Raw genomic sequence first — 16545 nt, 5'->3', positions numbered from 1 at the left:
GTCGCTTAGAACCGCGTGGCGCGAAACGGGTCTATCGGGATCGGTGGCGCGCGCCCGTCGATCAGCGCGGCGACCAATTCGGCGGTTCCGGGCGATTGGGTCAGGCCCAGATGGCCGTGACCGAAGGCGTAGACAACACCCGGTGCGTTCGGCGCGGATCCGATCACCGGAAGGCTGTCGGGCAGCGAGGGACGGAATCCCATCCATTGAGTTCCACCTTCGGTGTTCAGGCCGGGCAGGAACTGCGCGGCCTTGCGTAACAAGGTTTCGGCCCGTTTGAAATTCGGCGGCAAGGTAAGCCCCCCCAGTTCGACGGCACCCCCCACACGCACACCGCCATTGATGCGACTGGCGACAAATCCGTGGCCCGAGAAAGTCAGTTGTAGCCTTAGATCAAACGCCCCGGGCGGCAGGGTGGTGTTATAGCCGCGCTCGGTCTCGAGCGGGATCGCATCGCCCAGCGTCCGGGCCAGATGGTGCGACCACGCCCCGGCGGCCACAACCACCTGCGAGACCTCTGACGTACCCTCGGCCAAGGTGAGCCGGACGCCCCGTTCCGTCGGGGTCAGCGCGCGGATGTCCTGCCGGTCGATCACGCCGCCGCGCGCCTGAAACACCTGCGCCAGATGCTCGACCCACTTTTGGGGATCAGTCACGTTGAACCAATTCGGGGTGAACCCGGCATGGGTGAACCGAGGGCTGAGACCCGGCTGAATCTCGGCAATCGCCTCGGGGCTCTCCAACAGATCGAAGACAATGCCATGACGGCGGCGTGTCTCCCATGCGGGCAGGCTGGCGCGGTATTCGGCGGCGCTTTCATACAACTGCATCTGCCCGTCGCGCTGCAGCATCGGATCGGCCTCGACATCCACTATCAAGCGCTCCAGCGCAGCGGCGGACAGGTCCATCAGGCTGGCCTGCGCCTTCAGCAGATGTGCATAACGATCCAGTCGACTGGCCCGCCAGAACCGCAACATCCACGGCGCGATCTTCAACGCATACCCGGGCGGGATCGAAAGCGGCCCCAACGGATCCAGCAACCATTTCGGAGCCTTGCGCATGATGCCGGGGGTGGCCAGAGGTTCGACCTCGGGAAAGGCAAAGGCCCCGGCATTCCCGGCCGAGGTCTGCCGGGCCACGCCCGACCGGTCCAGCACCCGCACCGCATGGCCCCGGCGCTGCAATTCCAGCGCACAGGTGATGCCGATGACCCCCGCGCCGATGACGGTGATATCGGTCACGGGTCGATGCCGTTTCGAAACGGATCGGCGGGGTCGAAGATCAGCGTGGCCTCGGCCATGACAAAGGCCTGCCCAGTGATACGGGGCAACACGCCGCCGTTCGGGCCGGGCTGATAAGATAGCCGATAGGTGCTGCCGATGACGCTCTCCTGCACGATCTCCTCGCCCGGGGCCAGCCGCCCTTCGGCCGCCAGACAGGCCAGCCGCGCCGAACTGCCGGTGCCGCAGGGCGAGCGGTCATAGGCATCATCCGGGCAGAGGGTGAAATTGCAGCTATGCGCCCCGGTGTCCGAGACCCCCTGAAGGATCACATGATCCACCGCCTCCCCCTGCTCACCGCCCACGCCCTGCGCGATCGAGGCCTCACGAATGGCCCGCGTCAATGCAGTCATCGCCGGGATGTTTCCAGGGGTAACCGGGATCGGGCTGGGATCAACGATGAAGAACCAGTTGCCGCCATAAGCGATGTCTCCGGACACAGGCCCATACCCCGGCACATCCAGCGTAACGGCGCCCTGCACCCGGCGGCTTTCGATATTTGTGATCGTCACGGTGTTGGCATCGTGCAGTTCGACCGTCACCACCCCGGCTGGGGTTTCGATGCGGTGGGCGCCGAGGCCAATCCGTCCCAGATTTGCCAGCGTTACCGCCAGGCCGATAGTGCCATGCCCGCACATGCCCAAAACCGCATCGGCATCAAAAAAGATGACACCCGTGGTACACCGCGCATCCTCGGGCTCGACCAGCAGCGCGCCGACCATGGCGGGCTGGCCGCGCGGCTCCCGCAGGATCGAGCGGTAAAAGCCCCGGTGTTCTGTCGCCAGCCGCCCTGCGCGATCCGCCAGCGAGCCCGAACCCAGATCGGGCGCGCCGGTCAGGATGACCCGCGTTGGCTCACCGCCGGTATGGCTGTCGATCACATGCATTCGGCGATCACCCCACCCTGTTGCGACCAACCGGCGAACCAGGCGCGGAACAGGGCGTATTGCTGTTCGCAGTAATTGCGCTGCGCATCGGTTAATACGTCGGTTTCGTTGAAATGCAGACGGTATTCAACCTCGCCATTCAGCACCAGAAGATGCTTGTAGTAGAGCACCAGATCGGGACCTTCGTCAAAGCTGGACAGGACATGGATCGCCTCGGTCAGTTCCAGCGCGCGCTGGCGGGCCTCGGCATCGCCAGCAGCCGCCCGGCGCGACAATGCGGACAGCAACAGCGCCTCATGCGGCAGAGCGGTGCCAATGCCGGTGATCGAACCAGTGGCCCCGCAATTGACGATGCCGTGATAGACCTCGGTGTCGACGCCGACCATCAACGTCACCTGATCGTCGCGGCTGGTGATATGCTCGGCCGCATAACGCAGATCGTCGCGGCCTCCGAATTCCTTGAAGCCGACCAGATTGGGGTGCTCGGCGCGCAGGGCGAAGAACAGATCGGCCCGCGTGGCAAAGCCGTAATGGGGGCTATTGTAGATGATGGCAGGGACATCCGGCGCTGCCGACAGGATAGCCTTGAAGTGGTTGCGCTGCGCGGTCGCCGAACTGCCACGCGACAGTACCCGAGGGATCACCATCAGCCCTGCGGCGCCCATCCGTTGCGCGTGCGCCGCATGGGCCACGGCAGAGTGCGTATTGACCGCCCCGGTGCCCACGACCACCGGCAGGCCCGCGCCGATCAGGCGTTCGACCCCTTCCATCCGCTGCGCGTCGGTCAGCAGCGGCCAGTCGCCCATCGAGCCACAATAGACCACCGCCGACATGCCAGCGTCGATCATCTGCTGACCCTTGCGGACGAGCGCATCGAAATCCGGCTCGCGGTTCGGCGTACACGGGGTCATCAGGGCGGGCATAGTACCAGTGAAGATGGTGGCAGACATAAGTGCAGGCTCCGATTGATGAGGGTTAAATCCCCACTATCGGATATTGGATACAAAATCTAGCACCACCGCAGCGCGGCACCGGAAACTTTGAAAGTTTCCGGCCCGATTTCATTTAATGAAATCGTTTACCGCAGCCGCTGGCCACTTTCGGGATCAAATAGCATCGCCCGCTCGGGCCGGACCGAGATGCCGATCCGCTCGCCCTGCCTGCTACGCTGGTCGTCGCGTTCCTCGACGATCAGCTTGTCGCCATTTGCGGTCAGCAGATAGGAATAGCTGACGCCGCCAAGCGCCTCGGTCAGATCGACGGTGCAGGTGTCGCCGCTGCGGTCGATCTGGATATGCTCGGGCCGGATGCCCAGCGTCACCTTCGCCATGCCGGTTGGCACGCTGGCCGTCACTGGAACATCATCGGTCAGGGCGGGGTGGTGCACCTTGCCGTCCACCACATCGCAATCGAGAAAATTCATCGCCGGAGATCCGATGAATCCCGCCACAAAACGATTATCCGGGTCGCGGTACAGATCCATCGGCGCACCCACCTGTTCGATCCGGCCATCGCGCAGCACCACGATCTTGTCGGCCATGGTCATCGCCTCGACCTGATCGTGGGTCACGTAGATCATCGTCGCACCGATCTCTTGATGCAATCGTGCGATCTCGACCCGCATTTCGACGCGCAATTCGGCGTCCAGATTGGACAGCGGTTCGTCGAACAGAAACACCTCAGGGCCGCGGACGATGGCCCGACCGATGGCCACGCGCTGCCGCTGCCCGCCGGACAGGGCCTTGGGCTTGCGCTTCAGGTACTGGTCCAGCTTGAGGATATTCGAGGCCTCCTGCACCTTTTGGTCAATCTCGGCCTTGGGTACGCCGTTCATGCGCAGGCCAAAGCCCATATTCTCAGCCACCGTCATATGGGGGTAAAGAGCATAAGTTTGGAACACCATGGCCACGCCGCGCTTGGCCGGGTCCATGTGGGTCACGTTGCGCTGGCCGATATCGATCTCGCCGTCAGTGGTTTCTTCCAACCCCGCGATCATCCGCAACAACGTGGACTTGCCGCAGCCCGACGGGCCGACGAACACGCAGAACTCGCCGTCTTCGATCTGCAGATCAATCCCGTGGATGACCTGAGTCTGGCCATAGCGCTTGATCGCGTTCTTCAGGGTTACACCTGTCATGTTGCTTGCATCCTCTTCTGGCTCTCTGGGAACCGCCATGCCTGTGCCTCGGTTCCGATCTGGTCGGCCACGCGCCGAACACGGGGAACCCATGCTTCCAACTGCTCAAAATCCATCCGCCCGGTCGATCCCGTGACCGAAAGTGCGCCCAGCACGCGCCCGCCCGGTGTCAGAATCGGGCAGGCGATGCAGATAATGCCGGGTTCGTGCTCTTCATCATCGACCGCATAGCCCCGGCTGCGAATCAGTGCCAGATCGGCGCGCAGCGCGTCCTCAGAGGTCAGCGTCTTGTCGGTAAAGCGGTGAAAGCTCTGCTGCGAGATCGTCTTTTGCAGCCGATCCTCGTCCAGATAGGCCAGCATCGCCTTGCCAACGCCGGTGCAATAGGCCGGGCCGACCTTGCCGGCCTGCGAATACATCTCGACCGGCTGCGCGGCGTTGCGTTTGTCGACATAGAGCACCTGACTGGAGTCCAGCTGCGCCAGATGCACCGTTTCGCCGGTATCCTGGCTGAGCGTGTCCAGAAACGGGCGCGCGATCGGCGCCAGCGAGCTTTGCGTCCACGCCGCATGGGCCAGCCGCACCAACCGCAGCCCCGGCGCATAGGTCTGCCGGTCGGGGTCGTAATACAACATCCCCTGATTGGTCAGAGACTGCAGGAACCGGTACAGCGTAGCCTTGGGAAAGTCGCTGTCGTCCAGCAATTCGCCGAACCGCACCGGCCGCCCGAACGCTGCCACCTGTTCCAGCACATCACATGCCTTGCCTATCGTTCCGTCACCAGCCACGGGCGCCTGATCTCCTCCTCCAGCCCGCCGCTCCTCCACGGGGGTCTTGACAAGACTAGCCGAGTCGATGTGTAGTTTTCAATATATAAAACTTGGTTTCATTATTTGGAACCTAGAATGGAAGCTAAGGGAGGAAACCATGCATTCCATCTTCAAGCGCACAACGGCCGCGCTGGCCATGAGCGTTGCAATTGCTGCCCCGGCAGCCGCCGAGCTCACCGGTGAGTTGCGCATTTTCCTTGATACATCGAACCCGGCGCCGCGTGCGACGATGGAAGCGATGATCGAGCGGTTCCAGGCCCAGCACCCCGATCTTGAGATCGAAACCACCGTGATCGACCGCGAGGCGTACAAGACCCAGATCCGCAACTTCCTGACGGCTGACACACCGGACGTTGCCACATGGTATGCCGCCAACCGAATGAAGCCTTATGTCGAGGCCGGCCTGTTCGAGGACGTTTCGGACCTGTGGGCCGAGGCTGAGATCGGCGACAACCTGGCCTCGACCAAAGGTGCGATGACCATCGACGGCAAGCAGTGGGGCGTGCCCTATACCTACTATCAGTGGGGCGTTTACTATCGCAAAGACATCTTTGACGAGCTGGGCCTGACCGAGCCGACCACATGGGAAGAAGAACTGGCCAACTGCCAGAAGATCGTCGATTCCGGTCGCGCCTGCTATACCATCGGCACCAAGTTCCTGTGGACCGCTGGTGGCTGGTTCGACTACCTGAACATGCGCACCAATGGGTTCGACTTCCACCAGCAGCTGGCCAATGGCGAGGTGAGCTGGGAAGACGATCGCGTCAAGCAGACCTTCGCCAACTGGAAGCAGTTGATCGACATGGGCGCGTTCATCGACAACCACCAGACCTATAGCTGGCAGGAGGCGCTGCCCTTCATGGTCAATGGCGAAGCCACCGCTTACCTGATGGGTAACTTTGCAGTGGCCCCCTTGCGCGAAGCGGGTCTAAGCGATGATCAGCTGGACTTCTACCAGTTCGTGGCGATCAACCCTGACGTTGAACTGGCCGAAGACGCACCCACCGACACGTTCCACATCCCGTCGAACGCCTCGAACAAGGAAGCCGCACGCGAGTTCCTGCGCTTTGTTGTTTCTCCCGACGAACAGACCGAGATCAACAACGGCAAAAACCTCGGTCAGCTTCCGGTCAACGCGCAGTCGGCTGTGGATGACGACAAGTTCCTGAATCAGGGCTTCGAGATGCTGTCGTCAAACAGCCCCGGCGGCGTCGCCCAGTTCTGGGACCGTGACGCACCTGCGGAAATGGCCAAAGTGTCGATGGAAGGCTTCCAGGAATTCATGGTCAAGCCCGACAACGCAGACAAGATTCTGGCCAAGCTGGAACGCGCACGTCAGCGTATCTACGACAACTGATCCGACATGGGCCGGGCGTGATGTCCGGCCTACGTCACCCTCAATTGCAAGGCGGGCTTTAGCCCGCCTTCACCCCACAAAACCCGAGATGATCAATGACCTTAGCCGTCGAAGCTCCTGAACAGGAAAGCTGGTTCCACCGCAACCAGCAGCGTATCGCCCCGTGGCTGTTTCTGGCCCCCGGCCTGCTGTTCTTTTTGGTATACGTCATCATCCCTGTTTTTCAGTCTTTCAACCTGTCGCTTTATGAATGGGACGGGCTGGGAGCGGCGGAATATGTGGGCTTCCGCAATTACGAGGACCTCTATTGGGAATGGGTCGACCGGGATGCCTTCTTCATCTCGCTCAAGAACAACCTGATCTGGCTGCTCCTGTATCTGGCGGCGATCCCTGCGGGGCTGTTCATCGCGCTGTTCTTGAACCAGACCGTTTGGGGCATCCGGCTTTATAAGTCTTTGTTCTTCTTTCCATTCGTCATCTCTCAGGTCGTCGTGGGCCTTGTGTTTACGTGGTTCTATGACCCCACCTTCGGATTGCTGAACGAGTTTCTCGGCTTCTTCGGGCTCGGCCCGCTGAACGTGCTGGGGGATGAACGGTTCGTCACCTACGGCATCATCTTCGCAGGGCTCTGGCCGCAGACCGCCTATTGCATGATCCTGTATCTGACCGGCCTGAACGCCGTAGACCCCGAACAGATCGAGGCCGGACGTCTGGACGGCGCGAAAGGCGCGCGGATGCTGTGGCATATCATCCTGCCGCAACTGCGCCCCGCCACCTTCATCGCCTTCGTCGTGACCATCATTGGTGCGTTGCGGTCGTTCGACCTGATCTCAATCATGACACAAGGCGGCCCGTTCGGTTCGTCCCGAGTTCTGGCCTATTATATGTTCGAGGTCGCCCTGTCCGAATACGGTTTCCGCATGGGATATGGAGCCGCCATCGCGGTGATCCTTTTCCTGATCATGCTGTGCTTCATCGCCTATTTCCTCTGGTCGATGTATCGCGAAGAGAAGGGGCACTGAGATGTTTCCCAAACCCATCGAAAAACAACCCCGCGCGGCGCAGATCACCTATCAGGCCATGTTGCCCATTGCCCTGTTGCTGTGGCTCGGCCCGCTGCTGGCGGTTGCCCTGTTCTCGGTCAAACCGGCGGCGGATTTCACCAATGCTAACTATTGGGGGCTGCCCTCCAGCTTTGAGGGTGCCTTCAACTACGGGCAGGTGTTCTTCAACTCCGATATGCCGCGCTATCTGCTGAACTCGTTCATGATCACCGTTCCGACTGTGATCGGAGCCGTGGCGCTGAGCTGCATGACCGGCTTTGCACTAGGCATCTACAAATTCAAGTCGAACCTCTGGATCTTCTTCATGTTCGTCGCGGGCAACTTCGTACCGTTCCAGATCCTAATGGTCCCCGTTCGCGACCTGACGTTGGAATTGGGGCTCTACAACACCAAAACCGGGCTGGTCCTGTTCCACATCGCGTTCCAGACCGGGTTCTGTACCCTTTTCATGCGCAACTTCATCCGCGCCCTGCCCTTTGAACTGATCGAGGCTGCCCGTGTCGAAGGCATCAGCGAGGTCCGCATCTTTTGGTACGTGGTCCTGCCCCTGATGAAGCCCGCGATTGCGGCCCTCAGCGTGCTGATCTTTACCTTCATCTGGAACGACTACTTCTGGGCCGTTGTGCTGACCCAAGGCGCCGAAAGCCAGCCTGTCACGGCCGGGATCACCAGCTTCAATGCGCAATTCCGCGCCGCCTATCAATTGATGAGTGCCGGTTCCATCGTCGCGGCCCTGCCGCCGGTGGCCATGTTCTTCCTGATGCAGAAACACTTCATCGCGGGCCTGACCCTCGGTGCTGTAAAATAACGACAAACCAAAGGCTTGTCTCATGACCAAGATCACCTTTATCGGGGCCGGATCCACGATCTTCATGCAGAACATCGTGGGCGATGCCCTGCTGACCCCAGCTCTGGCCGACAGCCATTTTGCGTTGATGGACATCGATCCGCAGCGCCTGACTGAGAGCGAAACGGTGGCCCGCGCCATGATCCGCTCGGTCGGAACCGGTGCTACCGTCACCACCCACACGGATCGACGCGCGGCGCTTGATGGTGCCGATTTCGTCATTACCGCGTTCCAGGTCGGCGGGTACCAGCCCTGCACGGTGACTGATTTCGAAATCCCCAAGCAATACGGTCTGCGCCAGACCATCGCCGACACGCTGGGCGTTGGCGGCATCATGCGCGGTCTGCGCACCGTTCCCGTCCTTTGGGATGTAGCGCAGGACATGACGCAGCTTTGCCCCGACGCCACCCTATTGCAATACGTCAACCCGATGGCGATCAACACCTGGGCTTTGGCCGAACGGTTCCCGGCGCTAAAACAGGTCGGCCTGTGCCATTCGGTGCAGAACACGGTCGAGGAACTGGCCCACGACCTCGACCTGCCCAAAGACGAGTTCCGCTATAAGGTCGCAGGCGTCAATCACGTCGCGTTCTTCCTGCGGCTGGAACATCAGGGCCGCGACCTCTACCCCGCGCTGCGGCAGGGCTATGCCAGCGGCGCGCTGCCAAAACCGCCCTTACTCATGCCCCGCTGCCCCAACAAGGTGCGGTATGAGGTGATGGATCATCTGGGCTATTTCTGCACCGAAAGCTCGGAACATCTGGCCGAATACGTGCCATGGTTCATCAAGGACGGACGCGAAGACCTGATCGAGCAGTTCGGCATCCCGCTCGACGAATACCCCACCCGCTGCGTCGAACAGGTGGCAGGTTGGAGGGAACAGGCCAAAACCCTGACCGATGGTCGCGATATCGACGTGACTCGCAGCCACGAATTTGCCGCTGATCTGATGAACGCCATCGTCACCGATACCCCCTACACGGCCTATGGCAACCTGCCCAACACCGGCCAAATCCCGCAACTGCCGTTAGGTGCCGCGGTCGAAACCCCGTGCCTGGTCGATGCCAATGGCGTGCAACCCTCGGTCGTCACCGGCATCCCACCGCAACTGATCGCGCTGATGCGCACACAGATCAACGTGCAGGAACTGACCGTCCGCGCCTTGGCCGAGGAAAACCCCGAACACATCTACCACGCCGCGATGATGGACCCGCACACCGCCGCCGAACTGGACCTACGCCAGATCCGCAGCCTCGTCACCGATCTGCTGACCGCCCATGCCGACTGGCTGCCTGACTGGTGCCGCCCGGCGCGTGCCGCCTGATCTTCATCTTTTCACAAATACTCAATTCCAACCCCAGCCACGAAAAGCACAGTCCGAAATGAAAAAACGCCGCTCACAGCACTGGTACGGAAAACTCGACAAGGACGGGTTCATTCACCGCTCGTGGATGAAGAACCAGGGCTTTCCCGACCACGCCTTTGACGGGCGGCCCATCATCGGCATCTGCAACACATGGTCGGAACTGACCCCCTGCAATTCGGGCCTGCGCGATCTGGCCGAGGGCGTCAAACGCGGCGTGTGGGAGGCCGGAGGTTTCCCCGTCGAATTCCCCGTCATGTCACTGGGCGAGACCCAGATGAAACCCACCGCCATGCTGTTCCGCAATCTGCTGGCCATGGATGTCGAGGAATCCATCCGCGCCTACGGCATCGACGGCGTTGTTTTATTGGGTGGCTGCGACAAGACCACGCCGGGGCAGCTGATGGGCGCGGCATCGGTCGATTTGCCATCCATCGTTGTCAGTTCCGGCCCGATGCTGAACGGCAAGTTCAAGGGTAAAGATATCGGCTCTGGGACGGATGTCTGGAAATTCTCCGAGGACGTTCGTGCGGGCGAGATGACTCTGCAGGACTTCATGAACGCCGAATCCGGCATGTCGCGCAGTGCCGGGGTCTGCATGACGATGGGCACGGCGTCCACGATGGCCTCGCTGGTCGAGGCGATGGGCATGTCCCTGCCCACCAATGCCGCCCTTCCCGCCGTCGACGCGCGTCGCATGGCGCTGGCGCATCTGACCGGCAAGCGGATTGTCGAGATGGTGGACGAAGATCTCAAGCCCTCGGATATCCTGACCAATCAGGCGTTCGAAAACGCAATTCTGGCAAACGCAGCTGTCGGCGGCTCAACCAATGCGGTTGTGCATCTGCTGGCGCTGGCGGGTCGCGTCGGCGTGGACTTGACCCTGAAAGACTTTGAAATCGGGTCCGAAATCCCGCTGCTCGTGAACTGCATGCCCTCGGGCAAGTATCTGATGGAAGATTTCTGCTACGCCGGTGGCGTGCCGGTCGTTCTGAACGAACTCAAACCGTTCCTGCGCCCGGCAAAGACGGTTCTCAACAAAGACATCTCGGCGCATTACGAGGGGGCCGAGTGCTATAACACCGACGTCATCCGCCCCTTCGCCGATCCGGTCAAACCCGCCGCTGGCTTGCGCGTTCTGCGCGGCAACCTTGCGCCCAACGGCGCCATCGTGAAACCCTCGGCGGCAACGGATGAGCTGTTGGAGACCGAAGCTGAGGCGTATGTTTTCGAAAGCATCGAGGACCTCAAAGCCAATATCGACCGCGATGATCTGCCTGTCACAGCCGACACCATTCTGGTGCTCAAGGGCTGCGGCCCCAAGGGCTATCCCGGGATGCCCGAGGTCGGGAACATGCCGATCCCCGGCAAGCTGGTGAAAGAAGGCGTGCGCGACATGATCCGCATCTCGGACGCGCGCATGTCGGGCACCGCCTTTGGCACCGTGATCCTGCATGTCAGCCCCGAGGCACAGGCCGGCGGCACGCTGGCGCTGGTAAGAACCGGCGACCGTATCCGCGTTTCGGCCAGCAAGGGCGAGCTGGAACTGCTGGTTGACGAGGCCGAGCTTGCCACCCGCCGCGCCGCGTGGCAGCCGGATGATCCGCATTACACCCGGGGCTACGCCAAGCTTTATATCGACCATGTGCTGCAGGCCGATCAGGGGGCCGACCTCGATTTCCTCGTCGGCAAAGACACCCGCCTTGTGACCAGAGAGAGCCACTGATGGATCATCCCGCCACCTTCCACGACCTCGACGGAGCCTCGGTCTATATCACCGGCGGCGGCTCGGGCGTTGGTGCCGCACTCACGGATGGGTTCATGGCCCAGGGTGCCAATGTCGCCTTTATCGGCCGCTCGGATGCCAGCGCCTTTGTCGAACAGATGCGCGATAAACACGGGCGTGCGCCGCTGTTCCTGCAGGGCGACATGACCGACACCGAATTGCTGCATGCCACCATGGCCAAAGCCGCCGAGGTGCATGGCCCGATCAAGGTGCTGGTCAACAACGCCGCCAATGACAAGCGCCACGCGCTGGACGACACCACACCCGAGTTCTGGGACTGGATGATCGAGGTCAACCTCAAGGCCTATTTCTTTGCGTGCCAAGAGGCCGCGCGGCAGATGAAAGACGGCGGCTCGATCATCAATTTCAGCTCGATTAGCTATATGATGGGGAACGCAGGCTATCCGATCTACACCACGTCAAATGCCGGGATCACCGGCATGACCCGCTCGTTGGCGCGCGAGTTGGGGCCGAAGAACATCCGCGTCAACGCGCTGGCCCCGGGATGGGTTCTGACGCAGAAACAACTGGATATGTGGGCCACGCCCGAGGATCTGGCCGCACATCTGGACCGCCAGTGCCTGAAAGAACATCTGACGCCTGAGGACATGATCGCGCCGACGCTGTTTCTGGCGTCGGACGCCAGCCGTGCCATGACCGGTCAGTGCATGGCGGTCGATGGCGGCGTTGTGGTGACGGGGTGATGCAATGAACGTGGAATGGATCGCCGTCGATTGGGGAACCTCGAGCCTGCGCGTCTGGGCGATGCAGGGCGACACCGTTCTGGACAGCGCGCAGTCCGATAAGGGGATGGGCGGGCTCGCCAAGGGCGATTTTCAGGCCGCGCTGCTGGATCTGGTCGAAGGCTGGCTGGGCCCTGCCCCCATCGATGTGATCGCCTGCGGCATGGTCGGCGCGCGGCAGGGCTGGGTCGAGGCCCCCTACACCGCCGTGCCCACCGCGCCTGTACCCGGGGCTCCGATCCGCGTGCCGGACACGGACCCGCGCATCCGCGCCTTTGTGGTGCCGGGCCTGAAACAGCCCGATCCGGCGGACGTGATGCGTGGCGAGGAAACGCAGATCGCGGGCTATCTGGCCACGCGCCCCCATTGGGACGGCGTGATCTGCCTGCCCGGGACGCACACGAAATGGGCTCAGATCAGCGCCGGAGAGGTCATCAGCTTTCGCACCTTCATGACCGGTGAGATGTTCGAACTGCTGCGTGGCCAATCGGTGCTGCGGCACTCCATCGGCACCGGTTGGGACGATGAGGCCTTCGCCGAGGCCATAAGCGACGCGATGTCCAAACCGGAACAGCTTGCCGCGCGATTGTTCGGTCTGCGGGCGGCCGATTTGCTTCACGGGCAGGATGGCGACACCGCCCGCGCCCGCCTGTCGGGCCTGCTGATCGGGGTCGAACTGGCGGCAGCCCGGCCCTATTGGCTGGGACAGCAACTGGCCATCATCGGGGCTGACGGGCTGTCTGCCGTCTATGCGCAGGCCCTGCAGCAACAAGGCGCGCCGTCCGAGACCATCACCGCAACGCAGGCCACTCTGGCGGGCCTGTCGCAAGCCCGAACCCTGACGAGGCAAACCGCATGAGCCGTCCCATCATCGCCATCCTGCGGGGCCTGCGCCCGACCGAGGCCGCCGCCATTGGCCATGCCCTGATCGACGCAGGCATCGACCGGATCGAGGTACCGCTGAATTCACCCCACCCGCTGGACAGCATCGGCATTCTGGCGCGCGAATGCGGCGACCGGGCGCTGATCGGCGCCGGCACCGTTCTGACCCCGGATCAGGTTCAGGCCGTGGCCGATGTGGGCGGCAAGCTGATCGTGTCGCCCAACGCGGAGGCCGACGTGATCCGCCGCACAGCAGCGCTGGGGCTGCAAAGCTGGCCGGGCATCTTCACCCCGACCGAAGCCTTCGCCGCGCTGGCCGCCGGGGCCACTGGCCTGAAACTGTTCCCCGGATCAATGGCGGGACCTGCGGGCCTGTCGGCCCTGCGCGCGGTGCTGCCAGCGGGCACACAGGTCTTTGCCGTCGGCGGCGCGGGGCCTGAAAATTTCGGCGAATGGCTTGCGGCCAGTGCTGATGGGTTCGGCATCGGCTCGGCGCTTTATAAACCGGGCCTGACGGTGGACGAGGTCGCCGACCGCGCCCGCCGCCTCGTCTCTGCCTATGACGAGGCCGCCGCATGAGTCAGGTCTTTGACGACCGCCCCTGCAAGTTGGGCGAGGGGCCGCTATGGCATCCCGAACGCAAACAACTGTTCTGGTTCGACATCTTCGCCAAACGCCTGATGACCCGCGAGGGCGATGCCGCCCGGGCCTGGCAATTCGGCGAGCATGTCTCGGCTGCCGGATGGGTGGATCGGGACACGCTGCTGGTCGCCTCGGAAAACGGGCTGTGGCGGTTTGGGCTGTCGAATGGCGACCAAACGCTGGTTGCAGCGCTTGAGGACAACAACCCCGCAACACGTTCGAATGACGGGCGGGCCGACCCTTGGGGCGGGTTCTGGATCGGGACGATGGGCAAGCATGCCGAACCGGGCGCGGGCGCGATCTATCGCCTGTGGCGCGGGGAACTGCGGCAGTTGGTGTCGGATGTGACCATCTCGAACGCGATCTGCTTCGCTCCGGACCGGTCCTGCGCTTACTATGCCGACACGGCGACACAGCAGGTGATGCGCCAACCGCTGAACCCGGAAACCGGCTGGCCCGAGGGCCAAGCCTCCGTGCATCTGGACCTGCGCGCCGAGGGGCTGAACCCCGACGGAGCGGTTGTCGACGCGGCGGGCAACCTGTGGGTGGCGCAATGGGGCGCAGCGCGGGTTGCGGCCTATGACCCAACAGGGCAGTTCCTACGGGCGGTTTCGTTCGAGGCCGCCCATACCTCGTGCCCCGGCTTTGGCGGGGATGATCTGACCACGCTTTACTGCACCACCGCCCGTCAGGGGCTGGATGCCGAGGCGCTGGCGCAGCAACCCAGCAACGGCATGACCTTCTCGGCGCCCGGTGCGGGTCAGGGTCAAGCGGAACATCAGGTGATCTTATGAAACCGGAACTTGGCGTCTGCTACTACCCCGAACACTGGCCCGAAGAGATGTGGGCACAGGATGCCGCCCGCATGGTCGAAACCGGCCTGACATGGGTGCGCATCGGCGAGTTCGGCTGGAGCCGGATGGAACCCACCCCCGGAGACCTGCAGTTCGGCTGGCTGGATCGCGCCATCGACACGCTGGGCGCGGCGGGGCTGAAAGTGGTGCTGGGCACACCGACCGCGACGCCGCCACGCTGGATGCTGGACCGGCATCCGGACATGCTGGCGGTGGATGCGCAGGGGGCCGCACGTAAGTTCGGCTCGCGCCGGCATTATTGCTTTAGCCACGTCGGCTATATCGAAGAATGCGCCCGCATCGCGCGGCTGATGGGCGAACGCTATGGCCGCAACCCTCATGTCGCTGCGTGGCAGATCGACAATGAATATGCCTGCCACGAAACCACCGTCAGCTATAGCCGCCCCGCTCTGCTGGCGTTTCGGGCTTGGTTGGAGGTGCAGTATGGTTCTATCGAAGAACTGAATGCGGCGTGGGGCAATGTGTTCTGGTCGATGGAGTACACCAGCTTTGACCAGATCGACCTGCCCAACCAGACCGTGACCGAGCCCAACCCGGCTCATGTGCTGGCCTTCCGCCGGTTCAGCTCAGATCAGGTGGTGGCGTTCAACAAGGCGCAGGTGGACGCGCTGCGCCCGCTGACCGAAGCGCCGTTGCTGCACAACTATATGGGTCGGGTGCTGGAATTCGACCATTTCGCGGTGGGCGACGATCTGGATATCGCCACATGGGATAGCTATCCCATCGGCTTCCTGTCCGACCGGCTCGAGGCGGACGAGGCGCACAAGACCGCCTTTCTGCAGCAGGGCGACCCCGACATGCAGGCCTTTCACCACGATCTGTACCGCGCGGTCGGACGTGGCCGCTGGTGGGTGATGGAGCAACAACCCGGCCCGGTAAACTGGGCCCCTTATAACCCTGCCCCCCTGCCGGGCATGGTGCGCCTGTGGTCGCTTGAAGCCGTGGCCCATGGGGCCGAGGTAGTCAGCTATTTCCGCTGGCGGCAGGCTCCGTTCGGGCAGGAACAGATGCATGCCGGGCTTTTGACCCCTGACAATGTCGCCGCGCCCGCTCTGGCCGAGGCGCGGCAGACCGCTGATGATCTGGCCGCCCTTGGCGCGGTCGAACCCGCCCCTGCGCCGGTGGCCATCGTGTTCGATTATGCCTCGGACTGGGCTTGGGCCACGCAACCGCAAGGGGCCGGGTTCGATTACTTCCGGCTGGTGTTCTCGGCCTATCGCGCGCTGCGGCGGGCTGGGCTTTCGGTGGATTTCCTGCCCGCCAACAATACCGGGGCCAAGCGTTACAAGCTGATCCTCGCCCCCGGTCTGGCGGTGGCGGGCGATCTGGAACAACGCCTGCGTGCCTGTTCCGATCTCGCGATTCTGGGGCCGCGTACCGGGGCGATCACCCATGATTTCCAGATCCCCGAGGCGGGCCGTCCGGGGCTGGAGACCCTTGATTGCCATGTCGACCTGATCGAAACCCTGCCGCCCTCGATCCGCCGAGAGGTGACGGGCGGCGGCGCGGCGCAACACTGGATCGAACGCCTGTCAGGCACCACGCCTGATCTGCTGACCTTTGCCGAGGGCAACCCGGCGCTAAAAGGGACCGATACTCTCTGGTATCTGCCCGGGTTCCCGGACGAAGCCCTATGGGACCGGATCGTTGCCATGGCCGCCGCGCAGACTGGGCTGGACCTGTTCCCGATGCCACCGGGACTGCGGCGGCGTGAGACGGCATCCCATGAGGTGCTTATCAATTACAACGCCGCGCCCGTTGTCTGGGAGGGGCAACAGATCGACGGCTGCGATGTCCTGTTCCGTGCGCGCAGCGCGGGCGGATCATAAGGCTAGATAACGCTAACATAACC

15 protein-coding genes are annotated in these 16545 nt (G+C 62.7%); 10 read left to right on the top strand and 5 right to left on the bottom strand.

Annotation, left to right across the window (positions count from 1 at the left end):
- Positions 1-5: 5 nt before the first annotated feature.
- The 5 genes from ACR0J1_RS13955 to ACR0J1_RS13935 all read right to left on the bottom strand — a co-directional run bounded on the left by ACR0J1_RS13955 (position 6) and on the right by ACR0J1_RS13935 (position 5092).
- On the bottom strand, positions 6-1241 hold the full coding sequence (locus ACR0J1_RS13955) for an NAD(P)/FAD-dependent oxidoreductase (protein ID WP_480733425.1): 1236 nt from the start codon (positions 1239-1241) through the stop codon (positions 6-8).
- Positions 1238-2167 carry a 4-hydroxyproline epimerase gene (locus tag ACR0J1_RS13950; RefSeq protein WP_480733426.1) on the bottom strand — a complete coding sequence of 310 codons (930 nt, stop codon included), beginning with the start codon at positions 2165-2167 and terminating at the stop codon, positions 1238-1240. Before ACR0J1_RS13950 ends, ACR0J1_RS13955 begins: the two co-directional genes overlap by 4 nt.
- Complete coding sequence (locus ACR0J1_RS13945) at positions 2158-3117, bottom strand: dihydrodipicolinate synthase family protein (protein WP_480733427.1); 960 nt, start codon at positions 3115-3117, stop codon at positions 2158-2160. Before ACR0J1_RS13945 ends, ACR0J1_RS13950 begins: the two co-directional genes overlap by 10 nt.
- A 128-nt stretch (positions 3118-3245) precedes the next feature.
- Positions 3246-4304, bottom strand: coding sequence for an ABC transporter ATP-binding protein (locus ACR0J1_RS13940; RefSeq protein WP_480733428.1), 1059 nt, complete (start codon positions 4302-4304; stop codon positions 3246-3248).
- A complete protein-coding gene (locus tag ACR0J1_RS13935) occupies positions 4301-5092 on the bottom strand; it encodes an IclR family transcriptional regulator (RefSeq protein WP_480733429.1) in 792 nt (263 codons plus the stop codon). Before ACR0J1_RS13935 ends, ACR0J1_RS13940 begins: the two co-directional genes overlap by 4 nt.
- A 139-nt stretch (positions 5093-5231) precedes the next feature.
- Here ACR0J1_RS13935 and ACR0J1_RS13930 point away from each other — a divergent pair, with 139 nt between their 5' ends.
- The 10 genes from ACR0J1_RS13930 to ACR0J1_RS13885 all read left to right on the top strand — a co-directional run bounded on the left by ACR0J1_RS13930 (position 5232) and on the right by ACR0J1_RS13885 (position 16522).
- A complete protein-coding gene (locus tag ACR0J1_RS13930; RefSeq protein WP_480733430.1) occupies positions 5232-6491 on the top strand; it encodes an ABC transporter substrate-binding protein in 1260 nt (419 codons plus the stop codon).
- 95 nt (positions 6492-6586) lie between these two features.
- On the top strand, positions 6587-7513 hold the full coding sequence (locus tag ACR0J1_RS13925; protein ID WP_480733431.1) for a carbohydrate ABC transporter permease: 927 nt from the start codon (positions 6587-6589) through the stop codon (positions 7511-7513).
- A 1-nt stretch (position 7514) separates the two neighbouring features.
- Positions 7515-8363 (top strand): carbohydrate ABC transporter permease, encoded by an 849-nt coding sequence (locus ACR0J1_RS13920; protein WP_480733432.1) that lies wholly within the window; start codon positions 7515-7517, stop codon positions 8361-8363.
- Between the two features lie 22 nt (positions 8364-8385).
- Positions 8386-9726 (top strand): alpha-galactosidase, encoded by a 1341-nt coding sequence (melA, locus tag ACR0J1_RS13915; RefSeq protein WP_480733433.1) that lies wholly within the window; start codon positions 8386-8388, stop codon positions 9724-9726.
- A gap of 58 nt (positions 9727-9784) precedes the next feature.
- The gene (locus ACR0J1_RS13910; protein ID WP_480733434.1) at positions 9785-11491 is read left to right on the top strand and encodes an IlvD/Edd family dehydratase; all 1707 of its coding nucleotides are present in this window, start codon (positions 9785-9787) and stop codon (positions 11489-11491) included.
- A complete protein-coding gene (locus ACR0J1_RS13905; protein WP_480733435.1) occupies positions 11491-12255 on the top strand; it encodes an SDR family NAD(P)-dependent oxidoreductase in 765 nt (254 codons plus the stop codon). Before ACR0J1_RS13910 ends, ACR0J1_RS13905 begins: the two co-directional genes overlap by 1 nt.
- Positions 12256-12259: 4 nt before the next feature.
- Positions 12260-13153, top strand: coding sequence for a 2-dehydro-3-deoxygalactonokinase (locus ACR0J1_RS13900; RefSeq protein WP_480733436.1), 894 nt, complete (start codon positions 12260-12262; stop codon positions 13151-13153).
- Entirely contained in the window at positions 13150-13755 is a 606-nt protein-coding gene (locus tag ACR0J1_RS13895; protein ID WP_480733437.1) for a 2-dehydro-3-deoxy-6-phosphogalactonate aldolase, read from the top strand. The genes ACR0J1_RS13900 and ACR0J1_RS13895 overlap by 4 nt, the downstream gene beginning before the upstream one ends.
- Complete coding sequence (locus ACR0J1_RS13890; protein WP_480733438.1) at positions 13752-14612, top strand: SMP-30/gluconolactonase/LRE family protein; 861 nt, start codon at positions 13752-13754, stop codon at positions 14610-14612. Before ACR0J1_RS13895 ends, ACR0J1_RS13890 begins: the two co-directional genes overlap by 4 nt.
- Positions 14609-16522 (top strand): beta-galactosidase, encoded by a 1914-nt coding sequence (locus tag ACR0J1_RS13885; protein ID WP_480733439.1) that lies wholly within the window; start codon positions 14609-14611, stop codon positions 16520-16522. Before ACR0J1_RS13890 ends, ACR0J1_RS13885 begins: the two co-directional genes overlap by 4 nt.
- Positions 16523-16545: the final 23 nt, after the last annotated feature.

Source organism: Ruegeria sp. CJ3 (genome assembly GCF_056536725.1).
Note: the sequence above shows the minus strand (reverse complement) of the source record. Positions and strands in the feature narration are given on the sequence as shown.

Coding starts and splice junctions, on each gene's coding strand:
- ACR0J1_RS13950 (WP_480733426.1), bottom strand. CDS start 2,167: ATGCATGTGATCGACAGCCATACCGGCGGTGAGCCAACGCGGGTCATC.
- ACR0J1_RS13945 (WP_480733427.1), bottom strand. CDS start 3,117: ATGTCTGCCACCATCTTCACTGGTACTATGCCCGCCCTGATGACCCCG.
- ACR0J1_RS13940 (WP_480733428.1), bottom strand. CDS start 4,304: ATGACAGGTGTAACCCTGAAGAACGCGATCAAGCGCTATGGCCAGACT.
- ACR0J1_RS13930 (WP_480733430.1), top strand. CDS start 5,232: ATGCATTCCATCTTCAAGCGCACAACGGCCGCGCTGGCCATGAGCGTT.
- ACR0J1_RS13925 (WP_480733431.1), top strand. CDS start 6,587: ATGACCTTAGCCGTCGAAGCTCCTGAACAGGAAAGCTGGTTCCACCGC.
- ACR0J1_RS13920 (WP_480733432.1), top strand. CDS start 7,515: ATGTTTCCCAAACCCATCGAAAAACAACCCCGCGCGGCGCAGATCACC.
- melA (WP_480733433.1), top strand. CDS start 8,386: ATGACCAAGATCACCTTTATCGGGGCCGGATCCACGATCTTCATGCAG.
- ACR0J1_RS13910 (WP_480733434.1), top strand. CDS start 9,785: ATGAAAAAACGCCGCTCACAGCACTGGTACGGAAAACTCGACAAGGAC.
- ACR0J1_RS13905 (WP_480733435.1), top strand. CDS start 11,491: ATGGATCATCCCGCCACCTTCCACGACCTCGACGGAGCCTCGGTCTAT.
- ACR0J1_RS13900 (WP_480733436.1), top strand. CDS start 12,260: ATGAACGTGGAATGGATCGCCGTCGATTGGGGAACCTCGAGCCTGCGC.
- ACR0J1_RS13895 (WP_480733437.1), top strand. CDS start 13,150: ATGAGCCGTCCCATCATCGCCATCCTGCGGGGCCTGCGCCCGACCGAG.
- ACR0J1_RS13890 (WP_480733438.1), top strand. CDS start 13,752: ATGAGTCAGGTCTTTGACGACCGCCCCTGCAAGTTGGGCGAGGGGCCG.
- ACR0J1_RS13885 (WP_480733439.1), top strand. CDS start 14,609: ATGAAACCGGAACTTGGCGTCTGCTACTACCCCGAACACTGGCCCGAA.